The sequence below is a fragment of the Pseudomonas sp. BW16M2 genome, from assembly GCF_014268865.1.
Lineage (GTDB): Bacteria > Pseudomonadota > Gammaproteobacteria > Pseudomonadales > Pseudomonadaceae > Aquipseudomonas > Aquipseudomonas peradeniyensis.
The window spans coordinates 146,765-167,422 of record NZ_JABWRI010000005.1; the positions used below are offsets into that span (position 1 = coordinate 146,765).

General features: G+C 65.2%; 21 protein-coding genes. 9 read left to right on the plus strand and 12 right to left on the minus strand.

From position 1 onward, the window contains the following. The first annotated feature begins 2 nt into the window (after positions 1-2). Both HU735_RS07210 and HU735_RS07215 read left to right on the plus strand, forming a co-directional pair. Positions 3-1,127 (plus strand): agmatine deiminase family protein, encoded by a 1,125-nt coding sequence (locus tag HU735_RS07210; protein ID WP_186712952.1) that lies wholly within the window; start codon positions 3-5, stop codon positions 1,125-1,127. 295 nt (positions 1,128-1,422) lie between these two features. Then, the gene (locus tag HU735_RS07215; protein WP_186712953.1) at positions 1,423-2,601 is read left to right on the plus strand and encodes an acetyl-CoA C-acetyltransferase; all 1,179 of its coding nucleotides are present in this window, start codon (positions 1,423-1,425) and stop codon (positions 2,599-2,601) included. A gap of 66 nt (positions 2,602-2,667) precedes the next feature. On the opposite strand, the gene rimI is transcribed toward HU735_RS07215, so the two are convergent. Then, positions 2,668-3,123, minus strand: coding sequence for a ribosomal protein S18-alanine N-acetyltransferase (gene rimI, locus HU735_RS07220; protein WP_050706883.1), 456 nt, complete (start codon positions 3,121-3,123; stop codon positions 2,668-2,670). Next, the gene (locus HU735_RS07225) at positions 3,120-3,911 is read right to left on the minus strand and encodes an energy transducer TonB (RefSeq protein WP_186712954.1); all 792 of its coding nucleotides are present in this window, start codon (positions 3,909-3,911) and stop codon (positions 3,120-3,122) included. Before HU735_RS07225 ends, rimI begins: the two co-directional genes overlap by 4 nt. 287 nt (positions 3,912-4,198) lie before the next feature. On the opposite strand from HU735_RS07225, the gene mksB reads away from it, so the two are divergent. From mksB to mksF, 3 genes are read left to right on the plus strand one after another with little or no spacing between them, the layout of a single operon-like run. Next, the gene (gene mksB, locus HU735_RS07230; RefSeq protein WP_050706885.1) at positions 4,199-5,488 is read left to right on the plus strand and encodes an Mks condensin complex protein MksB; all 1,290 of its coding nucleotides are present in this window, start codon (positions 4,199-4,201) and stop codon (positions 5,486-5,488) included. Continuing rightward, entirely contained in the window at positions 5,478-6,185 is a 708-nt protein-coding gene (mksE, locus tag HU735_RS07235) for an Mks condensin complex protein MksE (RefSeq protein ID WP_186712955.1), read from the plus strand. Before mksB ends, mksE begins: the two co-directional genes overlap by 11 nt. Continuing rightward, complete coding sequence (gene mksF, locus HU735_RS07240; RefSeq protein WP_186712956.1) at positions 6,182-9,013, plus strand: Mks condensin complex protein MksF; 2,832 nt, start codon at positions 6,182-6,184, stop codon at positions 9,011-9,013. Before mksE ends, mksF begins: the two co-directional genes overlap by 4 nt. A 96-nt stretch (positions 9,014-9,109) precedes the next feature. Here mksF and HU735_RS07245 read toward each other — a convergent pair whose 3' ends face one another. The 5 genes from HU735_RS07245 to rplU all read right to left on the minus strand — a co-directional run bounded on the left by HU735_RS07245 (position 9,110) and on the right by rplU (position 12,807). Next, positions 9,110-9,556, minus strand: a complete 447-nt coding sequence (locus tag HU735_RS07245; RefSeq protein ID WP_186713018.1) for a CreA family protein — start codon at positions 9,554-9,556, stop codon at positions 9,110-9,112. Between the two features lie 23 nt (positions 9,557-9,579). Next, a complete protein-coding gene (gene proB, locus HU735_RS07250; protein ID WP_186712957.1) occupies positions 9,580-10,698 on the minus strand; it encodes a glutamate 5-kinase in 1,119 nt (372 codons plus the stop codon). Positions 10,699-10,785: 87 nt separating this feature from the next. Next, complete coding sequence (gene cgtA / locus HU735_RS07255; RefSeq protein ID WP_110735931.1) at positions 10,786-12,009, minus strand: Obg family GTPase CgtA; 1,224 nt, start codon at positions 12,007-12,009, stop codon at positions 10,786-10,788. A 188-nt stretch (positions 12,010-12,197) separates the two neighbouring features. Then, a complete protein-coding gene (rpmA, locus tag HU735_RS07260; protein ID WP_003247464.1) occupies positions 12,198-12,455 on the minus strand; it encodes a 50S ribosomal protein L27 in 258 nt (85 codons plus the stop codon). A 37-nt stretch (positions 12,456-12,492) separates the two neighbouring features. Beyond that, a complete protein-coding gene (gene rplU, locus HU735_RS07265) occupies positions 12,493-12,807 on the minus strand; it encodes a 50S ribosomal protein L21 (protein WP_003247466.1) in 315 nt (104 codons plus the stop codon). 244 nt (positions 12,808-13,051) lie between these two features. On the opposite strand from rplU, the gene HU735_RS07270 reads away from it, so the two are divergent. The 3 genes from HU735_RS07270 (at position 13,052) to HU735_RS07280 (ending at position 14,944) form a co-directional block, all read left to right on the plus strand. Then, positions 13,052-14,020, plus strand: coding sequence for a polyprenyl synthetase family protein (locus HU735_RS07270; protein WP_186712958.1), 969 nt, complete (start codon positions 13,052-13,054; stop codon positions 14,018-14,020). Between the two features lie 185 nt (positions 14,021-14,205). Further along, positions 14,206-14,547, plus strand: coding sequence for a zinc ribbon domain-containing protein YjdM (locus tag HU735_RS07275; RefSeq protein WP_043208469.1), 342 nt, complete (start codon positions 14,206-14,208; stop codon positions 14,545-14,547). Positions 14,548-14,698: 151 nt separating this feature from the next. Beyond that, positions 14,699-14,944: a hypothetical protein gene (locus HU735_RS07280; RefSeq protein WP_038707330.1), complete on the plus strand. Its 246-nt coding sequence runs from the start codon at positions 14,699-14,701 to the stop codon at positions 14,942-14,944. Positions 14,945-15,020: 76 nt separating this feature from the next. Here the strand turns inward: HU735_RS07280 and HU735_RS07285 are convergent, their stop codons facing one another. The 5 genes from HU735_RS07285 to HU735_RS07305 all read right to left on the minus strand — a co-directional run bounded on the left by HU735_RS07285 (position 15,021) and on the right by HU735_RS07305 (position 19,868). Next, positions 15,021-15,638: an FKBP-type peptidyl-prolyl cis-trans isomerase gene (locus HU735_RS07285; protein ID WP_186712959.1), complete on the minus strand. Its 618-nt coding sequence runs from the start codon at positions 15,636-15,638 to the stop codon at positions 15,021-15,023. 85 nt (positions 15,639-15,723) lie between these two features. Beyond that, positions 15,724-16,029, minus strand: a complete 306-nt coding sequence (locus HU735_RS07290; protein ID WP_186712960.1) for a DUF6482 family protein — start codon at positions 16,027-16,029, stop codon at positions 15,724-15,726. 166 nt (positions 16,030-16,195) lie between these two features. After that, on the minus strand, positions 16,196-16,684 hold the full coding sequence (locus tag HU735_RS07295) for a TIGR00645 family protein (RefSeq protein ID WP_023631146.1): 489 nt from the start codon (positions 16,682-16,684) through the stop codon (positions 16,196-16,198). Positions 16,685-16,927: 243 nt separating this feature from the next. Continuing rightward, a complete protein-coding gene (locus tag HU735_RS07300) occupies positions 16,928-17,266 on the minus strand; it encodes a hypothetical protein (protein ID WP_023631147.1) in 339 nt (112 codons plus the stop codon). Between the two features lie 163 nt (positions 17,267-17,429). Then, the gene (locus HU735_RS07305; RefSeq protein WP_186712961.1) at positions 17,430-19,868 is read right to left on the minus strand and encodes an ATP-binding protein; all 2,439 of its coding nucleotides are present in this window, start codon (positions 19,866-19,868) and stop codon (positions 17,430-17,432) included. 254 nt (positions 19,869-20,122) lie between these two features. Here HU735_RS07305 and HU735_RS07310 point away from each other — a divergent pair, with 254 nt between their 5' ends. Next, positions 20,123-20,611, plus strand: a complete 489-nt coding sequence (locus HU735_RS07310) for a DUF3015 domain-containing protein (protein ID WP_028691183.1) — start codon at positions 20,123-20,125, stop codon at positions 20,609-20,611. Positions 20,612-20,658: the final 47 nt, after the last annotated feature.

The window sequence follows — 20,658 nt, forward strand, 5'->3', positions numbered from 1 at the left end:
CCATGCCTACTCGCCGTACCTTCCTCCAGCACATGAGCGTCGTCGCCGGCCTCGGCGCCGCCGCCAGCTTTGGCCTGCCGTTCGGCGGCAACAGCGCCCGCGCCGCCGAATCGGGTCGCTGGTTCATGCCCGACGAAGGCGAAAAGCACGCACGCGCCTACATCGCCTTCGGCGCCCAGGACGCCATCTGGGAAGACTTCACAGAAGACGTCCAGGCCGCGCTCGGGCGGATCGCCCGGGCCATCGCCGCGTTCCAGCCGGTGACGGTGTTCTGTCGCGCCAGCGAGCGCGACATCGCCGAGGAGGAATGCGGCAGCCACAACATCACCTATGTCGAGACCGAGCTGGACGATATCTGGATGCGTGACATCGGCGCCAACTTCGTGGTCGACGACGACGGCGTGCTGGGCGCGGTGGACTTCAACTTCAACGGCTGGGGCGGCAAGCAGCAGCACCGCTACGACGCCAAGCTCGCGGCCCGCGTCGCCAGGCTGGCCGGCGCCCAGTACCAGCAGAGCGAACTGGTGGGCGAAGGCGGCGGTATCGAAGTGGACGGCCACGGCACAGGGATCATGACCGAGAGCAGCTGGATCAACAGCAACCGCAACCCCGGCTGGAGCAAGGCCCAGGTCGAGGCCGAACTGAAGGAGCGCCTGGGGCTGCGCAAGATCATCTGGCTGCCGGGCATCAAGGGCAAGGACATCACCGACGCCCACGTGGACTTCTATGCGCGCTTCGCGGCGCCTGGCGTGGTGGTGGCGAACCTGGACAACGATCCGGATTCCTACGACCACGAGGTGACTCTCGAGCACCTGGAAATCCTGCGCAACGCCACCGATGCCGATGGGCGCAAGCTGGAGATCCACACGATGTCGCCGCCACTGAAGCCACGGCGCAGCAAGTTCAACGATGACAACCCGGACTTCGCGGCGGGGTACATCAACTACTTCGTCATCAACGGCGCGGTGATCGCGCCGCAGTTTGGTGATCGCAGTGCCGACGAGAAGGCGCGGGCGTTGCTGGTGAAGCTGTATCCGGGGCGCAAGGTGGTGCAGCTGGATATCGATGCGATTGCGGCGGGTGGCGGCGGGATTCACTGCGTTACCAACCAGTGCCCGGCGCTGTAGAGACGATCATCGCGGGGCAAGCCCGCTCCCACGCCAGTTTTGAACATGCAGGTCTGGCGTGGGAGCGGCGGTTCGGCGCCCCGACTTGCCCCGCGATGGGCAGATTCAGGGCTCATCGGACCGCCTTCGCCCCGTCACCATCAGCCAGCCAAGCCTGGCCCTGCCCGATTGAAGGCTCCACCGCGCGCCAATCATTCATTTGAATTTCAGATCAATGGCAAAGAAAAACAAACTTCTCAAATAAGCCCCGGGCGGGGATGCTGTCAGGATCACGCCCGCATCCCGGAGAACAACAATGAACGAAGTCGTCATCGTCGCCGCCACCCGTACTGCCATCGGCAGTTTCCAGGGGGCCCTGGCCAACGTGTCCGCCGTGGAGCTGGGCGCCGCCGTGATCCGCCAGTTGCTGGCCCAGACCCAGCTGGACCCGGCCCAGGTCGACGAAGTGATTCTCGGCCAGGTGCTCACCGCCGGCGCCGGCCAGAACCCCGCCCGCCAGGCCGCGGTCAAGGCCGGCCTGCCCTTCGAGGTCCCGGCCCTGACCCTGAACAAGGTCTGCGGCTCGGGCCTTAAAGCCCTGCACCTGGCCGCCCAGGCCATCCGCTGTGGCGACGCCGAGGTGGTGATCGCCGGCGGCCAGGAGAGCATGAGCCTGGCGCCCTACGTGATGCCTTCGGCGCGCACCGGCCAGCGCATGGGCCACGGCCAGCTGATCGACAGCATGATCAGCGACGGCCTGTGGGACGCCTTCAACGACTACCACATGGGCATCACCGCCGAGAACCTGGTGGACAAGTACGCCCTCACCCGTGAACAACAGGATGCCTTCGCCGCCGAGTCGCAGCGCAAGGCCGTGACCGCCATCGAGGCCGGCCGCTTCAAGGACGAGATCACCCCGATCCACATCCCGCAGAAAAAAGGCGAGCCGTTGGTGTTCGACACCGACGAGCAGCCCCGACCCGGCACCACTGCCGAATCCCTGGGTAAGCTGCGCGCCGCGTTCAAGAAAGACGGCAGCGTCACCGCCGGCAACGCCTCCAGCCTCAACGACGGCGCCGCCGCGGTGCTGCTGATGAGCGCCGCCAAGGCCAAGGCCCTGGGCCTGCCGGTGCTGGCGAAGATCGCCGCCTATGCCAGCGCCGGCGTGGACCCGGCGATCATGGGCATCGGCCCGGTGTCGGCGACCCAGCGCTGCCTGGACAAGGCCGGCTGGCAATTGGCCGACCTGGACCTGATCGAGGCCAACGAAGCCTTTGCCGCCCAGGCGCTGGCGGTGGGCAAACAGCTGGAATGGGATGCGGCGAAGGTCAACGTCAACGGCGGCGCCATCGCCCTGGGCCACCCGATCGGCGCCTCGGGCTGTCGAGTGCTGGTGACCCTGCTGCACGAGATGATCAAGCGCGATGCGAAGAAGGGCTTGGCGACCCTCTGCATCGGCGGCGGTCAGGGCGTAGCCCTGGCAATCGAGCGTTGATTCTCGCCGCCTGAACCTCAGCCGTCGCCTGGCACTGGCTTGAACCGGTGCCTGCGGCGGCGCGCCTCAGTCCTCCAGCAACGTACAGGCCATCACCAGCGCGTCTTCGCGCCCACCCGCGACCGGATAGTAGTCTCGACGCCGGCCGATCTCGTTGAACCCATAGCGCTCGTACAGGCGATAGGCCGACTGGTTGCTGGCACGCACTTCGAGGAAACACTCGCGGCCATTGAGCTGGTAGGCCCGCGCCATCAGGTGCTCGAGCAGGCGCAAGCCCAGCCCGCAGCCCTGGTTCTCCGGCTTGACGGTGATATTGAGCAGGTGCGCCTCGTCGATGATCACGTTGATCACGCCATGGCCGACCTGCTGCTGGCCAACGAACATCAGCCACACTTCATAGGACTTCAGCGCATCCAGGAAGATGCCGCGGGTCCAGGGGTGGCTGAAGGCGGCATATTCGATCTTAAGCAGGGCATCCAGATCCGCCTCGGTTGCCGGGCGGAAACTGATCGAGTCACTCATTCAACGCTCTTCCAGCGCGCCATCAGCCGGCGCATGGCTTTCCAGACGTCCGCCTTGCGTTGCGGCTCGTCCATCAACAGTTCAAGGCCGGGCAAGGCCCAGGCGTTGCCGAGCAGGTCGACCTCGAGTTCTTGGTAGTAGGCTTCGGCATCGGCCTGGCCGGCGAAGCGGATGGCCGGCAGGCCGAGCAGCCACAGGCAGGTGCACGGCGCCTCTTCCAGGCGCGCGGCGATGAAACCCTGGACGAAGTCGCGGGCGGCGTCCGGGCCCTGGTCCATGTTGCCGCGCATCAGCAACGGCCAGCGCACCGGCTCGCCGATGATCTGCGGGGCATCCGGCAGGCCGGCGGCACGCAGCATGTCCTTGAGCAGCAGGTACGACGGGTCGCGGCTCTGGAACGGCTGGCCGGTGGCCAGCTCGACCAGCAGCAGGCAACTGCCGGCGCGCAGCAACTGCAGGGCGAAGCGTGGTGGCGGTACCGGCGCCGGGCGTGGCGCGGGGGCCTCCTGCTCGGCCTCGACCGGCTTGGCGGCCGGTTTCGGCGCGCTGCCCGGGCGCGGGATTTCGATCTTCGGCCGCTCGGCACGCGCCTGGGGCGCCGCCGGGGCGGTGCTCGGCGCAGGCACGGAAGCGGCCGGACGCACCTCGAAGTCGAGGTCCTCGACCGGCGCCACCGGCAACAGCAGCTCCGGCCGCGACGGGGCGGCGAACGGCAGTTCGGCGCGCGGCAGCCAGTGCACCACTTGCATGGCGGACAGGTAGGCGCGGCGGCGGGACTCGATCAGCAAGGCGCGGGTATCCGGGGATAGACGAAACAGTCGGGCATTCTAACGCCGTTGGCAGCATCGTGGCGCAACAGGTCGACGGAATTTTACTACCTGCACTGGCCCTTTCGCGGGTAAACCCGCTCCCACAGAGGGCGTGCGGGCCCTGTGGGAGCGGGCTTGTTCGCGAAGGGGCCGGTAAATCCCCCCTTGAGCCTCAGGGTTATCCCCATAACAGACCAAGGGGTGAAAACCTCCCCCCCGGATGCAGTACAATCGCCCCTTTTATTTGGCAACGAGTCGACCCGCCAATGATCGAACCCAAGCGCGTCCTGCGCGCCCTAGCCGAACACTGGGCCTTGATCGAGCCGCTGTGCGAGCGCTTCGACCAGGGCACCCTGAGCCTGGTCGAGCTGCGCCAGCAGCTGGCCCGCCAGCAGGTGGAAAGCACCCCGCAGGACATCACCCAGCTGCTCGACGTGTGGATCCGCCTGGACATCCTGGTCCCGGTGGCCAAGAGCCCGAACCGTTTCGAGCTCAACGCGCAGATCCACGACTTCCTCGCCTACCTGCGCCGCGAACACCGGCTGGGCCTGTGCCTGGAGATCGAGGCCTACCTGCGTCATCTGGAACGCCTGGCCGGGCATATCCAGGACGCCTTCGACAATCGCGACAGCGACGACCTGGCACGCCAGCTGCGCCTGCTCGACATGCGCGTGCGCGACGTACTGAAGAAGCTCGACAACGACGAGCAGGCGCTGGTGGCCGTGGCCGAGCGGGCCAAGACCAGCAACCGGCAGATCCCCCTGCGCCAGCGCTACGCCGAAGTACTGGCGACCTGGGACGAGTACGTCGAGCCGATGATCCAGCTGGTCAACGCCGACGGTGCCTTCGAGCAGGGCGTGCGCAAGGTCGAGACCGTGCTGCTACGCCTTTTGGGCGAGCAGGCGCGCCTGGGCCACCTGGTCGACGACGACATGCTGCTGCGCACCCACGCGCGCATCCTCGAAATGCAGACCAGCGCCCAGCTGACCCTGCGTCACGCCCGCGAACTGCTGCTGCCGCTGCGCGAAGAGGCGCGCCGGCACAACGCCGTGACCCGTGGCGCCGCCCTGGCCTTGTCGGTGATCCGCAAGAAGGGCATCGACGCCGTGCCCCAGGCGGCCATGCCGCTGTTCACTCGGCCGCAGAGCACCTTCCTCGGCAGCGCCAGCCAGGTCGAGGCCTACGTCTACGCGCTGGCTCGCTTCGAGCCCAAGCCTGCACGCTTCCCCAAGGCGCACAAGACGCAAAAGGGCCCGCTGCCCCGCGCCCCGCGCACGGTCAAGGAAATGCTCGAGCGCTGCGAGGATGCCCTGCCGCTGCCGGACCTGATGGTCTGGCTGCTGGAGCAGGAGCCCGAGGGCGCCACCGACGAGCTGCTGTACTGGTTCTCGCGCCTGTCGCGCGAGAAGCGCTTCAGCCGCGAGCGCCTCGATCGCCAGCAATACCTCACCCGCGAACACCTGGTCAGCCTGCGCTCCTTCGCCCTGACCTCCAGCCGCGACAACAAGCCGGCGACCCCGACCGAATCCACCGCGAGCCCCGTCCATGCATCTTGATCTTTCCGAACTGTCCCAGCTCGCGCCGATCTTCCGCGAGCTGTTCAAGGGCTTCCACATCAGCCGCCGCGACCCGGAGCTGTACGCCCAGCTGTCGAACTTCCAGGACCAGTACCGCACCCTGTTCAAGGCCCTGGGCTTCGAGCTGGTCTGCGACACCCGCGGCTTCTACTACTTCGTCCCCGAGCAGGCCGCCGCGCAGGTCAACAAGACCGCCCAGCGCCTGTCGCTGTTCACCTTCATCCTGGTCGAGCACCTGGCCGACCAGGGCCGCGACCCGATGGCCGTGCTCGACGGCGGCAGCATCGGTCGCGACGAGTTGCCATCGCTGCTGGACAAGTACCGCGACCTGTTCCTGCAGGCCGAAGTGCAGACCGTCGACGAGCTCGAAGAAAAGATCATGCGCCGCATGACCCAGCTGGGCTTCGCCTTCGAAGAGGGCGGCATCTACCGTTTCATGCCGCCGATGCACCGTTTCCTCGATGTATGTCTGTCGGTCCAGCAGGACCGCGACCTGGCCGCCACCCTGCACAGCGACCTGCCGCTGCCGGTGCCCGTGCTGGTGGTGGAAGAAACCCCCGAGGAACTCAACCGCACCGACGACCCGCTCGACCTCACCCCGTTTGCTGGCGAGGAAAGCGAAGAGGACGCCCTGGCCCGGGCGATCCGCGAAGAGCAACAGGAGATTGACGCATGAGCCAGGAACGCTACGGCATCCGCCGCTTCGCACTGCTCAACACCGCCGGCTACAGCCTCGGCCTGTTCCCCCTGGAACACCCGCTGTCGGTCTATGGCGCCAACAACCTGGGTAAATCGGCGTCGATCAACGCCCTGCAGTTCCCGATCCTGGCGCGCATGTCCGACATGAGCTTCGGCAAGTACAGCCTGGAGCAGTCGCGCCGCTTCTACTTCGCCAGCGATACCAGCTACATCCTCACCGAACTGAACCTGCCCCACGGACCGCACGTGATCGGCGTGGTCGGCCGCGGTCCGGGCGGCGGCTTCGGCCACCAGTTCTTCGCCTACCAGGGCGAGCTGGACCTGGCCCACTACCAGAAAGACGACACCTGCCTGCGCCAGAAGGAGCTGTTCACCAACCTCGAGCGCCATGGCCTGAAAGCCTACGAGCTCAAGCCGGACGAGCTGCGCCGGTTGCTGGTCGGCGGTCATACCTCGGTGCCACTGGACCTGACCCTGATCCCGCTGCGCTCGACCAGCGAGCAAAGCCTGAAGACCTTCCGCGCGCTGTTCATCAACCTGCTGCACATGCGCGAAATTACCGCCGCCAAGCTCAAGCAGCTGTTCCTCGACGCCTTCGAGCACAGCTTGCGCTCGGGCAGCGTCGACTACATCGCCGCCTGCGAAGAGGCCTTCCGCGACGTGCGCCGCATGGAGGGCGACTACAACGCCCTGGTGGCCGCAGGTCCCCTGGTCGAAGCCCTGGCCGGCGGCGTGGCCCAGCGCGACATCCTGCGCGGCAAGCTGCACCGCATCTCGCCCTTGCTCGACAACCTGCTGGGCACCTGGCAGGAATACGCCATGGCGCGCAAGGAAGAGCTGGTGATCCAGTCCGAGCACTACCGTGGCGAGCAGGACCGCCTGCAGAACGACCAGCGCGGCGGCACCCAGGAGCTGATGCGCCTGGAGCGCGAGATCACCGGTATCCAGCGTTGGCTGGGTGAGCTGTCGGTGCTCAAGCACCGCTTCGCCCTGGTCACCGACGTCAAGGTGCTGGAACAGCAACTGCTGGCGGCCAAGGACGCCCACGACGAACTGGCCGGTGCCCTGGCCCAGTCGCGGCAGTTCTCCGCCGAGGACCTCGACGAGCGCGTGCGTGACCTGGAAAAACGCGTGAAGGCGGTCAAGCAGCAGCTCGACCACGCCGACAACAACAGCTATGCCCGCCTGCGCGAGGAGTTCTCGCAGCAGGACGTCGACCGCCTGATGCGCCTGTTCAACGGCGCGCTGTTCAGCCTGCCGCTGGGTGACCGTGGCATCGAGCTGGACGACAGCGACGTCTGGGTGAAGACCCTCGAAGGTGTGCTCGACCGCTTCAAGGGCGAACGCTTCGAAGTGCCAGGCCTGTCCATCGACATCTCGCACATCGACCCGCCGGCGCTGCAGGCTCTGGCCGACCGCGCCGCCCTGCGCGACCAGAAAGAGCGCCTGGAAAAAGAGCTCAAACAGCTCAAGACCCAGCAGGCCGTGGCCCTCGACCGCGCAGCCAGCAAGGCGCAGACCGAGGCCCTGTACCAGCAGGTGCTGGATGCGCAGAAGGCCCTGGAAGACTTCCGCCGCACCGAGACCCTGGCCGCCGAAGAGCCGGAGAAGATGGAGCAACTGGGCCAGCTGGAAGCCGCCCAGGACGAGCTCAAGCGCTCCAGCGACGCCTTCACTGAACGCGTCCAGCAGCTGTCGGCCAAGCTGCAACTGGTCGGCCGGCAGATCGCCGACCTGGAGGCCAAGCAGCGTACCCTGGAAGACGCCCTGCGCCGTCGCCAACTGCTGCCGGCCGACCTGCCGTTCGGCACGCCGTTCATGGAGGCCATCGACGACTCCATGGACAACCTGCTGCCGCTGCTCAACGACTACCAGGACAGCTGGCAGGCGCTGCAACGCGTGGACAACCAGATCGAGGCGCTGTACGCCCAGGTGCGCCTCAAGGGCGTGGCCAAGTTCGACAGCGAAGACGACATGGAGCGCCGCCTGCAGCTGTTGATCAACGCCTACTCGCACCGCACCGAGGAAGCGCTGACCCTGGCCAAGGCCCGCCGCGCCGCGGTTACCGACATCGCCCGGACCCTGCGCAACATCCGCAGCGACTACGACAGCCTCGAGCACCAGCTGGCGCTGTTCAACCGCGAGATCAACAAGCGCCAGGTGTCCAACCTGGAGAGCTTCCGCGTGGTGCTGGCCCCGAACAAGGAAGCGCTCAAGCACATCGACCAGATCATCCACAGCGCCGGCCAGTACGAGGAAGGCGAAACGCTGTCGGTGTTCGACCTGACCCAGAGCGCCGAGCAGGATCACAAGAACGAAGAGGCCAAGGAGTACCTGGCACGACTGGTGGCGGCCAACCATAACCAGCTGGGCCTGAAGGACCTGTTCGAACTGGCCTTCGAGATCACCAAGATCAACAGCCAGCCGGTGATCCACGCCGACATCGACGGCGCCGCGTCCAACGGCACCACCATGACCATCAAGGCGCTGACCAACATGTACCTGTTGCTGCACCTTATGGACCGCGACCTGGCCGGGCGCATTCGCCTGCCGTACTACCTCGACGAGGCGGCGGACATCGACGAACGCAACCAGGCGGCGCTGCTGGAGACCAGCCAGCAGCTGGGCTTCGTGCCGATCCTGGCGAGCGTTAAGCCGCAGGTGTCGGCGCGGGTGGCGATCGACCTGGAAGGTGGTAGCGGGCCGAACGGTATCTACATCGACGAGGCGGACTGGAAGTACATCAGCCGTCGCGACGAGGTCAAAGCCATCGTGCGCGAGGATGAGGCTGAGGAACTGGCCTGATTCAGACAGCAGAAAGCATCGCGGGGCAAGCCCGCTCCCACGCCATGAGTGCCTGGCGTGGGAGCGGGCTTGCCCCGCGATCATTTCAACCGGGTATTACTGCTGCGCCCAAGGCACAATCGGAATAGCCGTCACCGCATTCTGCGGGCTGCCTTCGATCACCCGGTCGCTGTACACCAGGTACACCAGCGTATTGCGCTTCTTGTCGAGGAACCGCACCACCTGCATGGTCTTGAACACCAGCGAGGTGCGCTCCTTGAACACCTCCTCGCCATCTTTCAGCTCACCCTTGAAGTGAATCGGCCCCACCTGACGGCAGGCAATCGACGCCTCGGCACGGTCCTCGGCCAACCCCAACCCACCTTTCAAGCCGCCGGTCTTGGCCCGCGACAGGTAGCAGGTCACGCCGTCGACCTTCGGATCATCGAACGCCTCGACCACGATACGGTCGTTCGGCCCGACGAACTTGAACACGGTGGACACCTGGCCGATCTCCTCGGCCCCGGCCAACATCGGCAGCAGCAGCGCCGCCACGGCAAACATCCTTTTCAGCACGGTGATCTCCTTCAGACCAGGACCAGGTTGTCGCGGTGCACCAGCTCAGGCTCGGCGCTGTAGCCCAGCAGGCTCTCGATGGCGTCGGACGGCTGGCCGATGATCTTCTGCGCCTCGAGGGCGCTGTAGTTGGCCAGGCCACGGGCCACTTCCAGGCCATCGGGGCCGACGCAGACCACCATCTCGCCCCGGCGGAAGCTGCCCTGCACGGTCTTCACGCCCACCGGCAGCAGGCTCTTGTTCGATTCGCGCAAGGCTTTCACGGCGCCGTCGTCGAGCACCAGGGTGCCACGGGTCTGCAGGTGGCCGGCCAGCCACTGCTTGCGCGCGGCGAGCATACCGCGCTCGGGCGACAGCAGGGTGCCCAGGCGCTCGCCGGCCTTCAGGCGATCCAGCACGCGCTCGATACGGCCACCGATGATGATGGTGTGGGCACCGGAACGGGCGGCCAGGCGCGCGGCGCGCAGCTTGGTCTGCATACCGCCGCGGCCCAGGGCGCCGCCGGTGCCGCCGGCCACGGCGTCCAGCGACGGATCGTCGGCACGGGCTTCGTAGATCAGCTGGGCTTCGGGGTTGTTGCGCGGGTCGGCGTCGAACATGCCGTCACGGTCGGTGAGGATCACCAGCAGGTCGGCTTCCACCAGGTTGGCCACCAGGGCGGCCAAGGTGTCGTTGTCGCCGAAGCGGATCTCGTCGGTGACCACGGTGTCGTTCTCGTTGATCACCGGCACCACGCCCAGGTCGACCAGGGTGCGCAGGGTGCTGCGGGCATTGAGGTAGCGCTTGCGGTCGGAGAGGTCGTCGTGGGTCAGCAAGATCTGCGCGGTGTGCTTGCCGTGCTCGCCGAAGCTCGACTCCCAGGCCTGCACCAGACGCATCTGGCCGATTGAGGCGGCGGCCTGCAGCTCGTTCATCGCGCTCGGTCGCGAGGTCCAGCCCAGCTGGCTCATGCCGGCGGCCACGGCCCCGGAGGAGACCAGCACCAGTTCCACGCCCGCTTCACGCAGGGCCACCATCTGCTCGACCCATACCGCCATGGCGCCGCGGTCGAGGCCCTTGCCATCGGCGGTCAGCAGCGCGCTGCCGATCTTCACGACCCAGCGCTTGGCGCCAGTCACCTTGCTTCGCATCTTCTCTTCCAACCTATGTCGAATCTGTAGATACCGTGGATACAAAAACGCCGCTCCAGAGAGCGGCGTTCAGTGTACTGCAACCGATCAGTCGCGCACGTAAATGATTTCCGGGCCGTCTTCGTCGTCCTCGAAATCATCCCAGTCATCATCGTCGCCGATGTCGTGCACGCTCTTGACGCCGGTGCGGCGCAGGGTGCGGGCGTCATCCAGGGCCTGCAGCTGGGCGCGGGCCTCGTCTTCGATGCGCTGGTCGAGCTCGGCCAGTTCCTCGGCGTAGGCCGGGTCGTTGGCCAGGCGGTCGGCGCGGTCCTCGAGGTAGCGCATCAGGTCGTGGCTGAGCTTCTCGGTGCCCTGCTTGGCGATGGCCGAGATCACGTAGACCGGGCCATCCCAGTTCAGGCGCTCGACCACTTCCTTGACGCGCTCGTCCTTCTCGTCGTCCATGATCATGTCGGCCTTGTTCAGCACCAGCCAGCGCTCACGATCGACCAGCGCCGGGCTGAACTGCGCCAGCTCGTTGATGATGATCTCGGCGGCATCGGCCGGGCTGCTGCCGTCCAGCGGCGCCAGGTCGACCAGGTGCAGCAGCACGCGGGTACGCGCCAGGTGCTTGAGGAAGCGGATACCCAGGCCGGCACCTTCGGAGGCGCCTTCGATCAGGCCGGGGATGTCGGCGATGACGAAGCTCTTCCAGCGGTCGACGCTGACCACGCCCAGGTTCGGCACCAGGGTGGTGAACGGGTAGTCGGCGACTTTCGGCTTGGCGGCCGAGACCGAACGGATGAAGGTGCTCTTGCCGGCGTTCGGCAGGCCCAGCAGGCCGACGTCGGCCAGGACCTTCATTTCCATCTTCAGGTCGCGCTGATCGCCAGGCTTGCCCGGGGTGGTCTGGCGCGGCGCACGGTTGGTGCTGGACTTGAAGCGGGTGTTGCCCAGGCCGTGCCAGCCGCCCTGGGCGACCATCAGCTTCTGGCCCGGGGTGATCAGGTCACCGATGACTTCCTGGGTGGCTGCGTCGATCACGGTGGTGCCCACCGGCACGCGCAGGAACAGGTCGTCGCCCTTCTTACCGGTGCAGTCGGTGCTGCCGCCATTGGAGCCGCGCTGGGCCTCGTGGTGACGGGTGTAGCGATAGTCGACGAGGGTGTTGAGGTTCTCGTCGGCCACCATGTACACCGAGCCACCGTCGCCACCGTCACCGCCGTTGGGACCGCCGTTCTCGATGAATTTCTCGCGGCGGAAGCTCATGCAACCGTTGCCGCCGTCACCGGCCTTAACCCGGATCGATACTTCGTCTACAAACTTCATTCAAAACCGCCTCTCGTCGGATGACGAGTCGAAAACCAGATAACCATGAGGCTCTTGCGAAGATGAGCGCGGCGGCCCCGTACGAACCAGAAACCAACGCCGGCAGCCCATTCAAACAGCTTTGCAAGAGGCTCACCACAAACGAAAAAGCCCCGTCGCATGACGGGGCTTCTGGAGCGACGTCGCGATTAAGCGGCGACGATGCTCACGTAACGGCGCATGAACTCGCCTTTCTTCTCGAACTTGATCACGCCTTCGATCTTGGCGAACAGGGTGTGATCCTTGCCCATGCCAACGCCGTAGCCAGCGTGGAATTCGGTGCCGCGCTGACGGACGATGATGTTGCCCGGCTTGATCACCTGGCCGCCATACATCTTCACGCCAAGGCGTTTAGATTCTGAGTCGCGACCGTTACGAGTACTACCACCAGCCTTCTTGTGAGCCATGGTTCAATTCTCCAATAAATTCAGGGGATCGGGGCGATTAAGCCTGGATACCGGTGATTTTGATTTCGGTGAACCACTGGCGGTGGCCCATGCGCTTCATGTGGTGCTTACGACGACGGAACTTGATGATGCGAACCTTGTCGTGGCGGCCTTGCGAAACGACTTCGGCCACTACTTTAGCACCAGCAACAACTGGAGCGCCGATGGTGACTTCTTCACCGTTGGCGACCAGCAGGACGCGATCGAAGGTCACGGATTCGCCAGTGGCGACTTCCAGTTTTTCGATCTTGAGGAATTCACCTTCAGCGACTTTGTACTGCTTGCCGCCGGTAACGATTACTGCGTAAGACATGGTATTTCTCCGATAATCCTGCTCACCCAGCGCTTTATATGATGAGTATTGGCTGGCATGGCTGCACAGGGCTGGAACGGCCCGGTGCAATTGCGTAAGGCAGGTGCTGCCCAGGAAGTTAGGGTGCGCGATTGTACGCAACCCCATAAATGCTTGCAAGTACCGGCCCGGGGCCACGGCCACCGCGCCTTGACACACCGGGACCTGCGACCTAGCATGCCGCGCAACCTCAATGGAGCAGCCGATGCAACCCCAATCCTTCTACCGCGCGGTAGCTGATGATTTCAGCGCCGTCGACGAGATCATCAAGAAGCAGCTGACCTCGCGCGTCCCGCTGGTATCGAAGATCGGCGACTATATCACGTCCGCCGGCGGCAAGCGCCTGCGCCCGCTGCTGGTGCTGCTGTGCGGCAAGGCCCTGGGCCGCGAAGGCGACGACCTGCGCCTGCTGGCGGCGACCATCGAGTTCCTGCACACCGCCACCCTGCTGCACGACGACGTGGTCGACATGTCCGGCATGCGCCGTGGCCGCTCCACCGCCAACGCCCTGTGGGGCAACGCGCCGAGCGTGCTGGTGGGCGACTTCCTCTATTCGCGCTCGTTCGAGATGATGGTCGAGCTGGGCTCGATGCCGGTCATGCAGATCCTCTCCAAGGCCACCCGGGTGATCGCCGAGGGTGAAGTGCTGCAGCTGTCGCGGGTGCGCGACGCCAGCACCACCGAAGAGGTGTACATGGACGTCATCCGCGGCAAGACCGCGATGCTGTTCGAGGCCTCGACCCACAGCGCCGCCGCGCTGGCCGGCGCCACCGACGAGCAGCGCGAAGCCCTGCGCACCTTCGGCGACCACCTGGGCGTGGCCTTCCAGCTGGTCGACGACCTGCTGGACTACAAGGGCGACTCCGAGACCCTGGGCAAGAACGTCGGCGACGACCTGGCCGAAGGCAAGCCGACCCTGCCGCTGATCTACACCATGCGCGAAGGCACCCCGGAGCAGGCCGCGCTGGTGCGCCAGGCGATCCAGAAAGGCGGCCTGGAAGACCTGGAGCAGATCCGCATCGCCGTCGAGGCGTCCGGCGCCCTGGACTACACCGCGCAGATGGCCCGCGACTACGTCGCCCGCGCCATCGCCTGCCTGGAAGTGCTGCCGGCCAGCGAGTACCGGGATGCCCTGGTCGAGCTGAGCGAGTTCGCGGTCGCGCGCACCCACTGATTCATCGCAACACCCTCATCGCGGGGCAAGTCGCATCGGCGCACCGCCGCTCCCACGCCGGCACACATCATGGCGTGGGAGCGGCGGTGCGCCGATGCGACTTGCCCCGCGATGCATTTGTGCAGTCAGCACCAAAACCTTATACAATGTGCGCCTTTACCCGCCTGTACTTGAAAGGAAACGCCGTGAGCACTCTGCCACCCTGCCCCAAATGCAACTCCGAATACACCTATGAGGATGGCACCCAACTGATCTGCCCCGAATGCGCCCACGAGTGGTCGGCCAACGGCGAAGCCGAAGCCGCCAGCGACGACGTGGTGAAGAAGGATTCGGTCGGCAACGTCCTGCAGGACGGCGACACCGTCACCGTGATCAAGGACCTCAAGGTCAAGGGTTCGTCCCTGGTGGTCAAGGTCGGTACCAAGGTCAAGAACATCCGTCTGTGCGACGGCGACCACGATATCGACTGCAAGATCGACGGCATCGGCGCGATGAAGCTCAAGTCGGAGTTCGTGCGCAAGGTCTGATTTCCTGCCCCTCGGGGCTGCCCTGCGGGCGGCCCTGACAGATCCTGCAACAGGATCGCCTGCACCACTCGGAAGAATTCTTCCAATAGCCTCTTGCTATTTTGATAATAAGAATTATTCTCATTGGAAACGCTATCCAAGGAGAGTAGCCATGACCTATCTGATCGACGCCTGGCTCGACCGCCCCCACCCCTACCTGCGCATCCTGCATCGCGAGACCGGCGAAGTGTGCGCCGTACTCGAGGAAGACGCGCTCGACGAACTGCGTGACCAGGGTGACCTGGATCTCATGGGACTGAATTCGAGTGAACCCGGGGTGCTCAAGGAGCTGGTGAGGAATCTGTTTCTGTTCTGCTATGCGCGGGCGTTGCGCCCGGGGGGAACGGATTGGAACTGAAAGGCATCGCGGGGCAAGCCCGCTCCTACGAGGTAGCAGAGCACCAGTGGGAGCGGGCTTGCCCCGCGATCAGGCATTACAGAACGTCGAGCAGCTCGACGTCGAACACCAGGGTGCTGTGCGGCGGGATGCTGCCAACGCCCTGGGCGCCGTAGGCCAGCTCGCTCGGCACGTACAGGCGCCATTTGCTGCCGGCGTTCATCAGCTGCAGGGCCTCGGTCCAGCCGGCGATCACGCCACCGACCGGGAATTCGGCTGGCTGGCCGCGATCGTAGGAGCTGTCGAACACGGTGCCGTCGATCAGGGTACCGTGGTAGTGGGTACGCACGTTGTCTTCGCGGGACGGCTTGGCGCCCTCGCCTGCGGTCAGCACTTCGTACTGCAGGCCCGAGGCCAGGGTCACGATGCCTTCGCGCTTGGCGTTGAAGGCCAGGAAGTCCTTGCCGGCGGCAGCGGCGGCTTCGGCCTTGGCAGCGGCTTCGGCCTGCATCACTTCGCGGATGACCTTGAAGGCGGCGGACAGGTCTTCTTCGCTGACGCGGCTGTCAGCGCCGTTGAAGGCGTCGGTCAGGCCGGCAACGATAGCGTTCAGGTTGACGCCTGGCGGCGGGTTGTCACGCAGCTGGCCGCCCAGTTGGCGGCCGATGCCGTAGCTGACGCGGGATTCGTCGGTGGACAGGTTGAGTTCGGACATTGGCTTGCTCCGCTTAAGGGCGCACTGCATCCGCGCCCTAATGAAAAGGGCGAGCAGCCTAGCACACTGGTGCCGCGCGAAGCAGCTACCAGGCCGAACGCTGGGAAATCGGGACCTTGAGGTCTTCTTCCGGGTGCAGACCCAGGCCGCACATCTCGTCCTGCACGGACCAGTGCACCAAGTTCATCGACAGCAGGGGAAGCGCTTGCAAAAGCTGACGCGCATCTTCGACCGAGTGCACACGCAGACGCTTGCCACGCGCATCGTCCAATGGGTGGGCACGGCCCTTGACCCGGGCCTCGAGCAGGTAGTCACCGCCCTCGATGGCGATCAGGTTGAGTTCGTCGACATGGCCAGCCCTGGCCTCGGTATTGAGCTGATGCAGGTTCATGGGCGTACCTCGCTGCGGGAACCACGCATGAGTGCTCATTTTTTGTACGACAACGGCGAAAGCACAAGCTGCCGTCGGTCAGAAAGATCGCGGGGCAAGCCCGCTCCTACGCAGGCCTTGAAGGTTGCGTGGGAGCGGGCTTGCCCCGCGATAGCGCCCAAACGAATCAGTGCTTGGTAATACGATCCAGGTAACCCATGACGAACGCCGAGATGACGAAGGTCATGTGGATGATCACGTACCACATCAGGTAGTCGGTGGAGATGTTCTGCGCATCCATGAACACCCGCAGCAAGTGGATCGAGGAGATGGCAACGATGGAGGCGGCGACTTTCATCTTCAGCGAAGAGGAGTCCATCTTGCCCAGCCAGTTGAGCTTTTCCTTGCTCTCGTCGATGTCCAGCTGCGAGACGAAGTTCTCGTAACCGGAGATCATAACCATCACCAGCAGGCCGCCGACCAGCGACATGTCGATCAGCGACAGGATCACCAGGATCAGGTCGGCTTCGGCGAGGGTGAAGACGTTGGGCAGGACATGGATGATTTCCTGGAAGAACTTCAGGGCCAATGCCAGCAGGCCCAGCGAGAGGCCGAAATAGATCGGGGCGAGCAGCCAGCGCGAGGCATACATCGCGTTTTCGAGGATACGTTCCATGGACAGTAGGGGGACTCGTGAAGTGACTGGAAAAGCGAGCGCGAGTATAGCCAGCCACCTGTGACAGCAAAAGCCTGCGGCTGGTTGCCGCAGTGCATCGTGCGAGCAGACTTTATGGAGGCTACTTCGTGGGAGCGGGCTTGCCCCGCGATGGCGCCAGCCGCCCTGTCACAATGGCCAGGCCGGGCCTTTATCGCGGGGCAAGCCCGCTCCCACGGGAACCTGGTTCCACAGGAAAAACGCTCAGGTTTCCGGATGGAACTGATAATCCCCGAGGTTCCGGCACCGCTCACCGTTGATCCGGCGCAACTGCGCCTGCAGGTGCAGGCACCAGATCTGCGGGTCCTCCGCGACCTGATAACCATGAAGGGTGAGGCTGTCGACGATGGCGTTCATCACCGACTCGGCCACCATCGGCCCATGGAACGGGCCCTGGGCCTTGATCGCCGAGGGTTGTTCGCCGGCCATGCCGGCTGCGAACAGCAAGGTCCACATGCCGTTGTCCCCGGCCAGCGGACGGATGCTGCATTCGATGCGGGTCACCAGGCCCAGGCACTGGCGGGTGAGGCTGAGGTTGCGCATGGCGGCGTCCCCTCTGTAAAGCCCTGTTCAGCCTGAAACCCTCAGGCTGTTTCCATCCTGAACCCTGACAACGTCCTTAAGTTCCACTTTAGCCGACCCGAGGAAAAAGTTGGAAAACCGGCGCTGAACGGTAGCACATGGCCGCCAACGCCGGTTTATTGACTCAGGCAGGCTTGGCCTGGGCGATGACCTCCTCCATGCGCTCCTTCTCGGCCTCCTTGATCTCTTCCTCGCTGATCATCTCGGCGATCACCCGCAGGCGCTCGACCACCCGGGCGTTGACGCTGCCCTCGGCGAACTCGCCCTTGTCGTCGACCGCGCCGGCCTCCTCGCCGACCAGCAGGCTCAGCGCCTCGTCGGCCTGGCTGACGGCGTAGACATGGAAGCGCCCGGCCTCGACCGCCTGCACCACCCGCTCGTCGAGCATCAGCGTGGCGACGTTGGCCCGCGGGATGATCACGCCCTGTTCGCCGGTCAGGCCACGGGCCTCGCAGAGGCGGAAGAAGCCTTCGATCTTCTCGTTGACCCCGCCGACCGCCTGCACCTCGCCGAACTGGTTGATCGAGCCGGTGATGGCGAAGCACTGCTTGAGCGGCGTGCGCGACAGCGCCGAGATCAATGTGCAGGCCTCGCCCAGCGAGGCGCTGTCACCATCGACGTAGCCGTAGGACTGCTCCAGGGCAATGCTCGCCGAGATCGCCAGGGGGAACTCCTGGGCGTAGCGGCTACCCAGGTAGCCGGTGAGGATCATCACCCCCTTGGAGTGGATCGGCTGCCCGAGGTTGACCTCGCGCTCGATGTCGACGATGCCGCTGCCGCCCGGATAGACCGTGGCGGAAATCCGCGCCGGCATGCCGAACGCCGAATCACCGACCTCGAGCACGGTCAGGCCGTTGCACTTGCCGATTGCAGCGCCTTCGGTGTCGATCAGGATGATCCCGGCGAGCATGTCGTCGAGCACCCGCTGCGAGACCCGCCCGGTGCGCTGGGCCTTGGCCTTGAGCGCACGCTCGATGTGGCCGGCGTCGGTCATGGCCTCGTTGGCCAGCTGGCGGATGAAGTCCGCCTCGCTGACCAGCTGGAACAAATCGCCGATCCGCGCCGACAGCCGCGACTGGTTCTCGGCCAGGCGCGCGCTATAGGTGGCCAGCCGTGCCACCGCGTCACTGGTCAGCGGCGCCATGCCTTCTTCGTTGGTGCGGGTACGCAACAGCTGGGCGAACTGCTCCAGGTTCTCGTCGACCATGGGCATGTCTTCGTCGAAGTCCACCAGCACCCTGAACATCTCCTGGAAGTCCGAGTCATGGTCCTGCAGCGCGTAGTACAGCTGGCGCGAGCCGATGATCACCAGCTTGACGCCGAGCGGGATCATCTGCGGCGTCAGGCTGACGGTGGCGACGCGGCCCAGTTCGCCCAGCGGCGACTCCATCTTCAACTTGCGCGATTGCAGGGCACGCTTGAGCGCGTCCCAGACGAACGGCTCGCCGAGCATCTTCTCCGCTTCCAGGATCAGGAAGCCGCCGTTGGCGCGGTGCAATGCCCCCGCGCGCAGCTGGCGGTAGGAGGTGTACAACGCGCCCTGGTCGGTGCTGTATTCGATACGGCCGAACAGGTTGTCGTAGGTCGGATGCGGCTCGAACACCACCGGCGCCCCGCCCTTGCCGGGATGGCCGACCACCAGGTTGGGCGCGTACTGCTCTTCGAGCATCTTGCGCGCCACGGCGTCGGTCTTGCTGTCGTCGACCAGCTGTTCGACCACGGTGCGCAGCAGGTTCAACTGCATCGACTGCAGGTAGGCGCACACCGCGGCGTTTTCCGCGTACTTCTCCGACAGCGGCGCCAGCAGCGGCTGCAGGGCGAGGGTGATGGTCTCCTCGTTGAGCTGGCGCAACTGGTTGTTCGATTCGCGCTTCCACTGCGGCAGGCTGGAGAGCTCCTCGTTCAGGCGCTCCTCCAGCTCGGCGATGTCCTCGTGGAAACGCTCGCGCAGCTCCTCCGGCAGTTGGGCGAATTCGGCCTCGTCCAGCGCCTTGCCATCAGCCATGGGGGTGAAGGCGACATTGCTGCTGTCGCGGTACAGCGCCACGTCCTTTTCCAGCGAGGCCCGTTCGATCACATCCAGCGCCCGGTCGTAGCGCTGGTTGAAGGCGCGGTCGATGGCACTCTTCTTCTGCTGGTACGACGGGTGCTCGAACACCGCCGGGAAGGTCGCCAGCAGGTTGTCGATCAGCCCGTTCATGTCGTTGATGAACTCATGGGCGCTGCCGGACGGCAGCTCGAGGGCACGGGGCTCGCGGGAGTCCTCGAAGTTGTTGACGTACAGCCAGTCGGCCGGGGTGTGCTGGCGCTTGCCTTCGGCCTTGAGGTAACGCTTGACGAACGAGAAGCGGCCCGTGCCGGGCTCACCCATCACATACACGTTGTAACCGGGGCGCGGCATGGCCACGCCGAACTGCAGGGCCTCGACGGCACGTTCCTGGCCCAGGACGCCGCGAAACGGCTCCAGGTCGTCGGTGTTGGAGAAAGCGAACTGTTCAGCGGAGAAACGCCGGGTCAGGGCTTCGGGCGCGAGACGCAGGCGCGAGGCGACAGGATCGGGCATTGGGTTTCCTTACTTCGGCGGGGCGGATGAAAGGCATTCTGGCGCTGCCGGCGCGCAGCGGCAAGGCTCCGTGGGACTTTATGTCACAGCCCAACATGGCCGATCGCGCAAGCAATTTTTCGCAATAAACAACGCAACCTTTGGATCGTGCCTAAACTCCAAGCTGCGCAGGGGGATGGAAATCCTCCCGCCCTGGCAACCGCGTTGCCAGAACCCTGACCATTGGTACGTCACTTGAGAAAGAGAACAACGCTATGAAACGGATTCTTCTGGGTACTCTGTTCGCCGCTGTCTCGATCAACGCCATGGCCGAAGCGCCGGGCGGCCCGAACTGCGGCTGGGGCAACCTGCTGTTCGAGGGCCAGCGCGGCACACCGGCCCACTTCCTGGCTTCCACCACCAACGGCACCTCCGGCAACGCAACCTTCGGCATGACCTCGGGCACCAACGGCTGCTCGACCAAGGCCGCGCTCACCTATGGCGGCAAATCCTGGTTCGCCATGAACGGCATGATGAACGAGCTCTCCGAAGACATGGCCCAGGGCCAGGGCGAAGCCCTGACCACCTATGCCGTGGTCCTCGGTGTGGCCCCTGAAGACCGCGCGCGCTTCGCCGCCGTCACCCATGAGCACTTCCAGCAGATCTTCAGCAGCGCCGACGTGACTGCCGAGACTGTCCACTCCAACACCCTGGCCGTGCTCAAGAGCGACCCGCAACTGGCCAAGTACGCCACCGAGGCTTGAGTTCCACGCCTCCCGCCCCGGTTGCGGGGCGGGCTTGGCGCTTCACC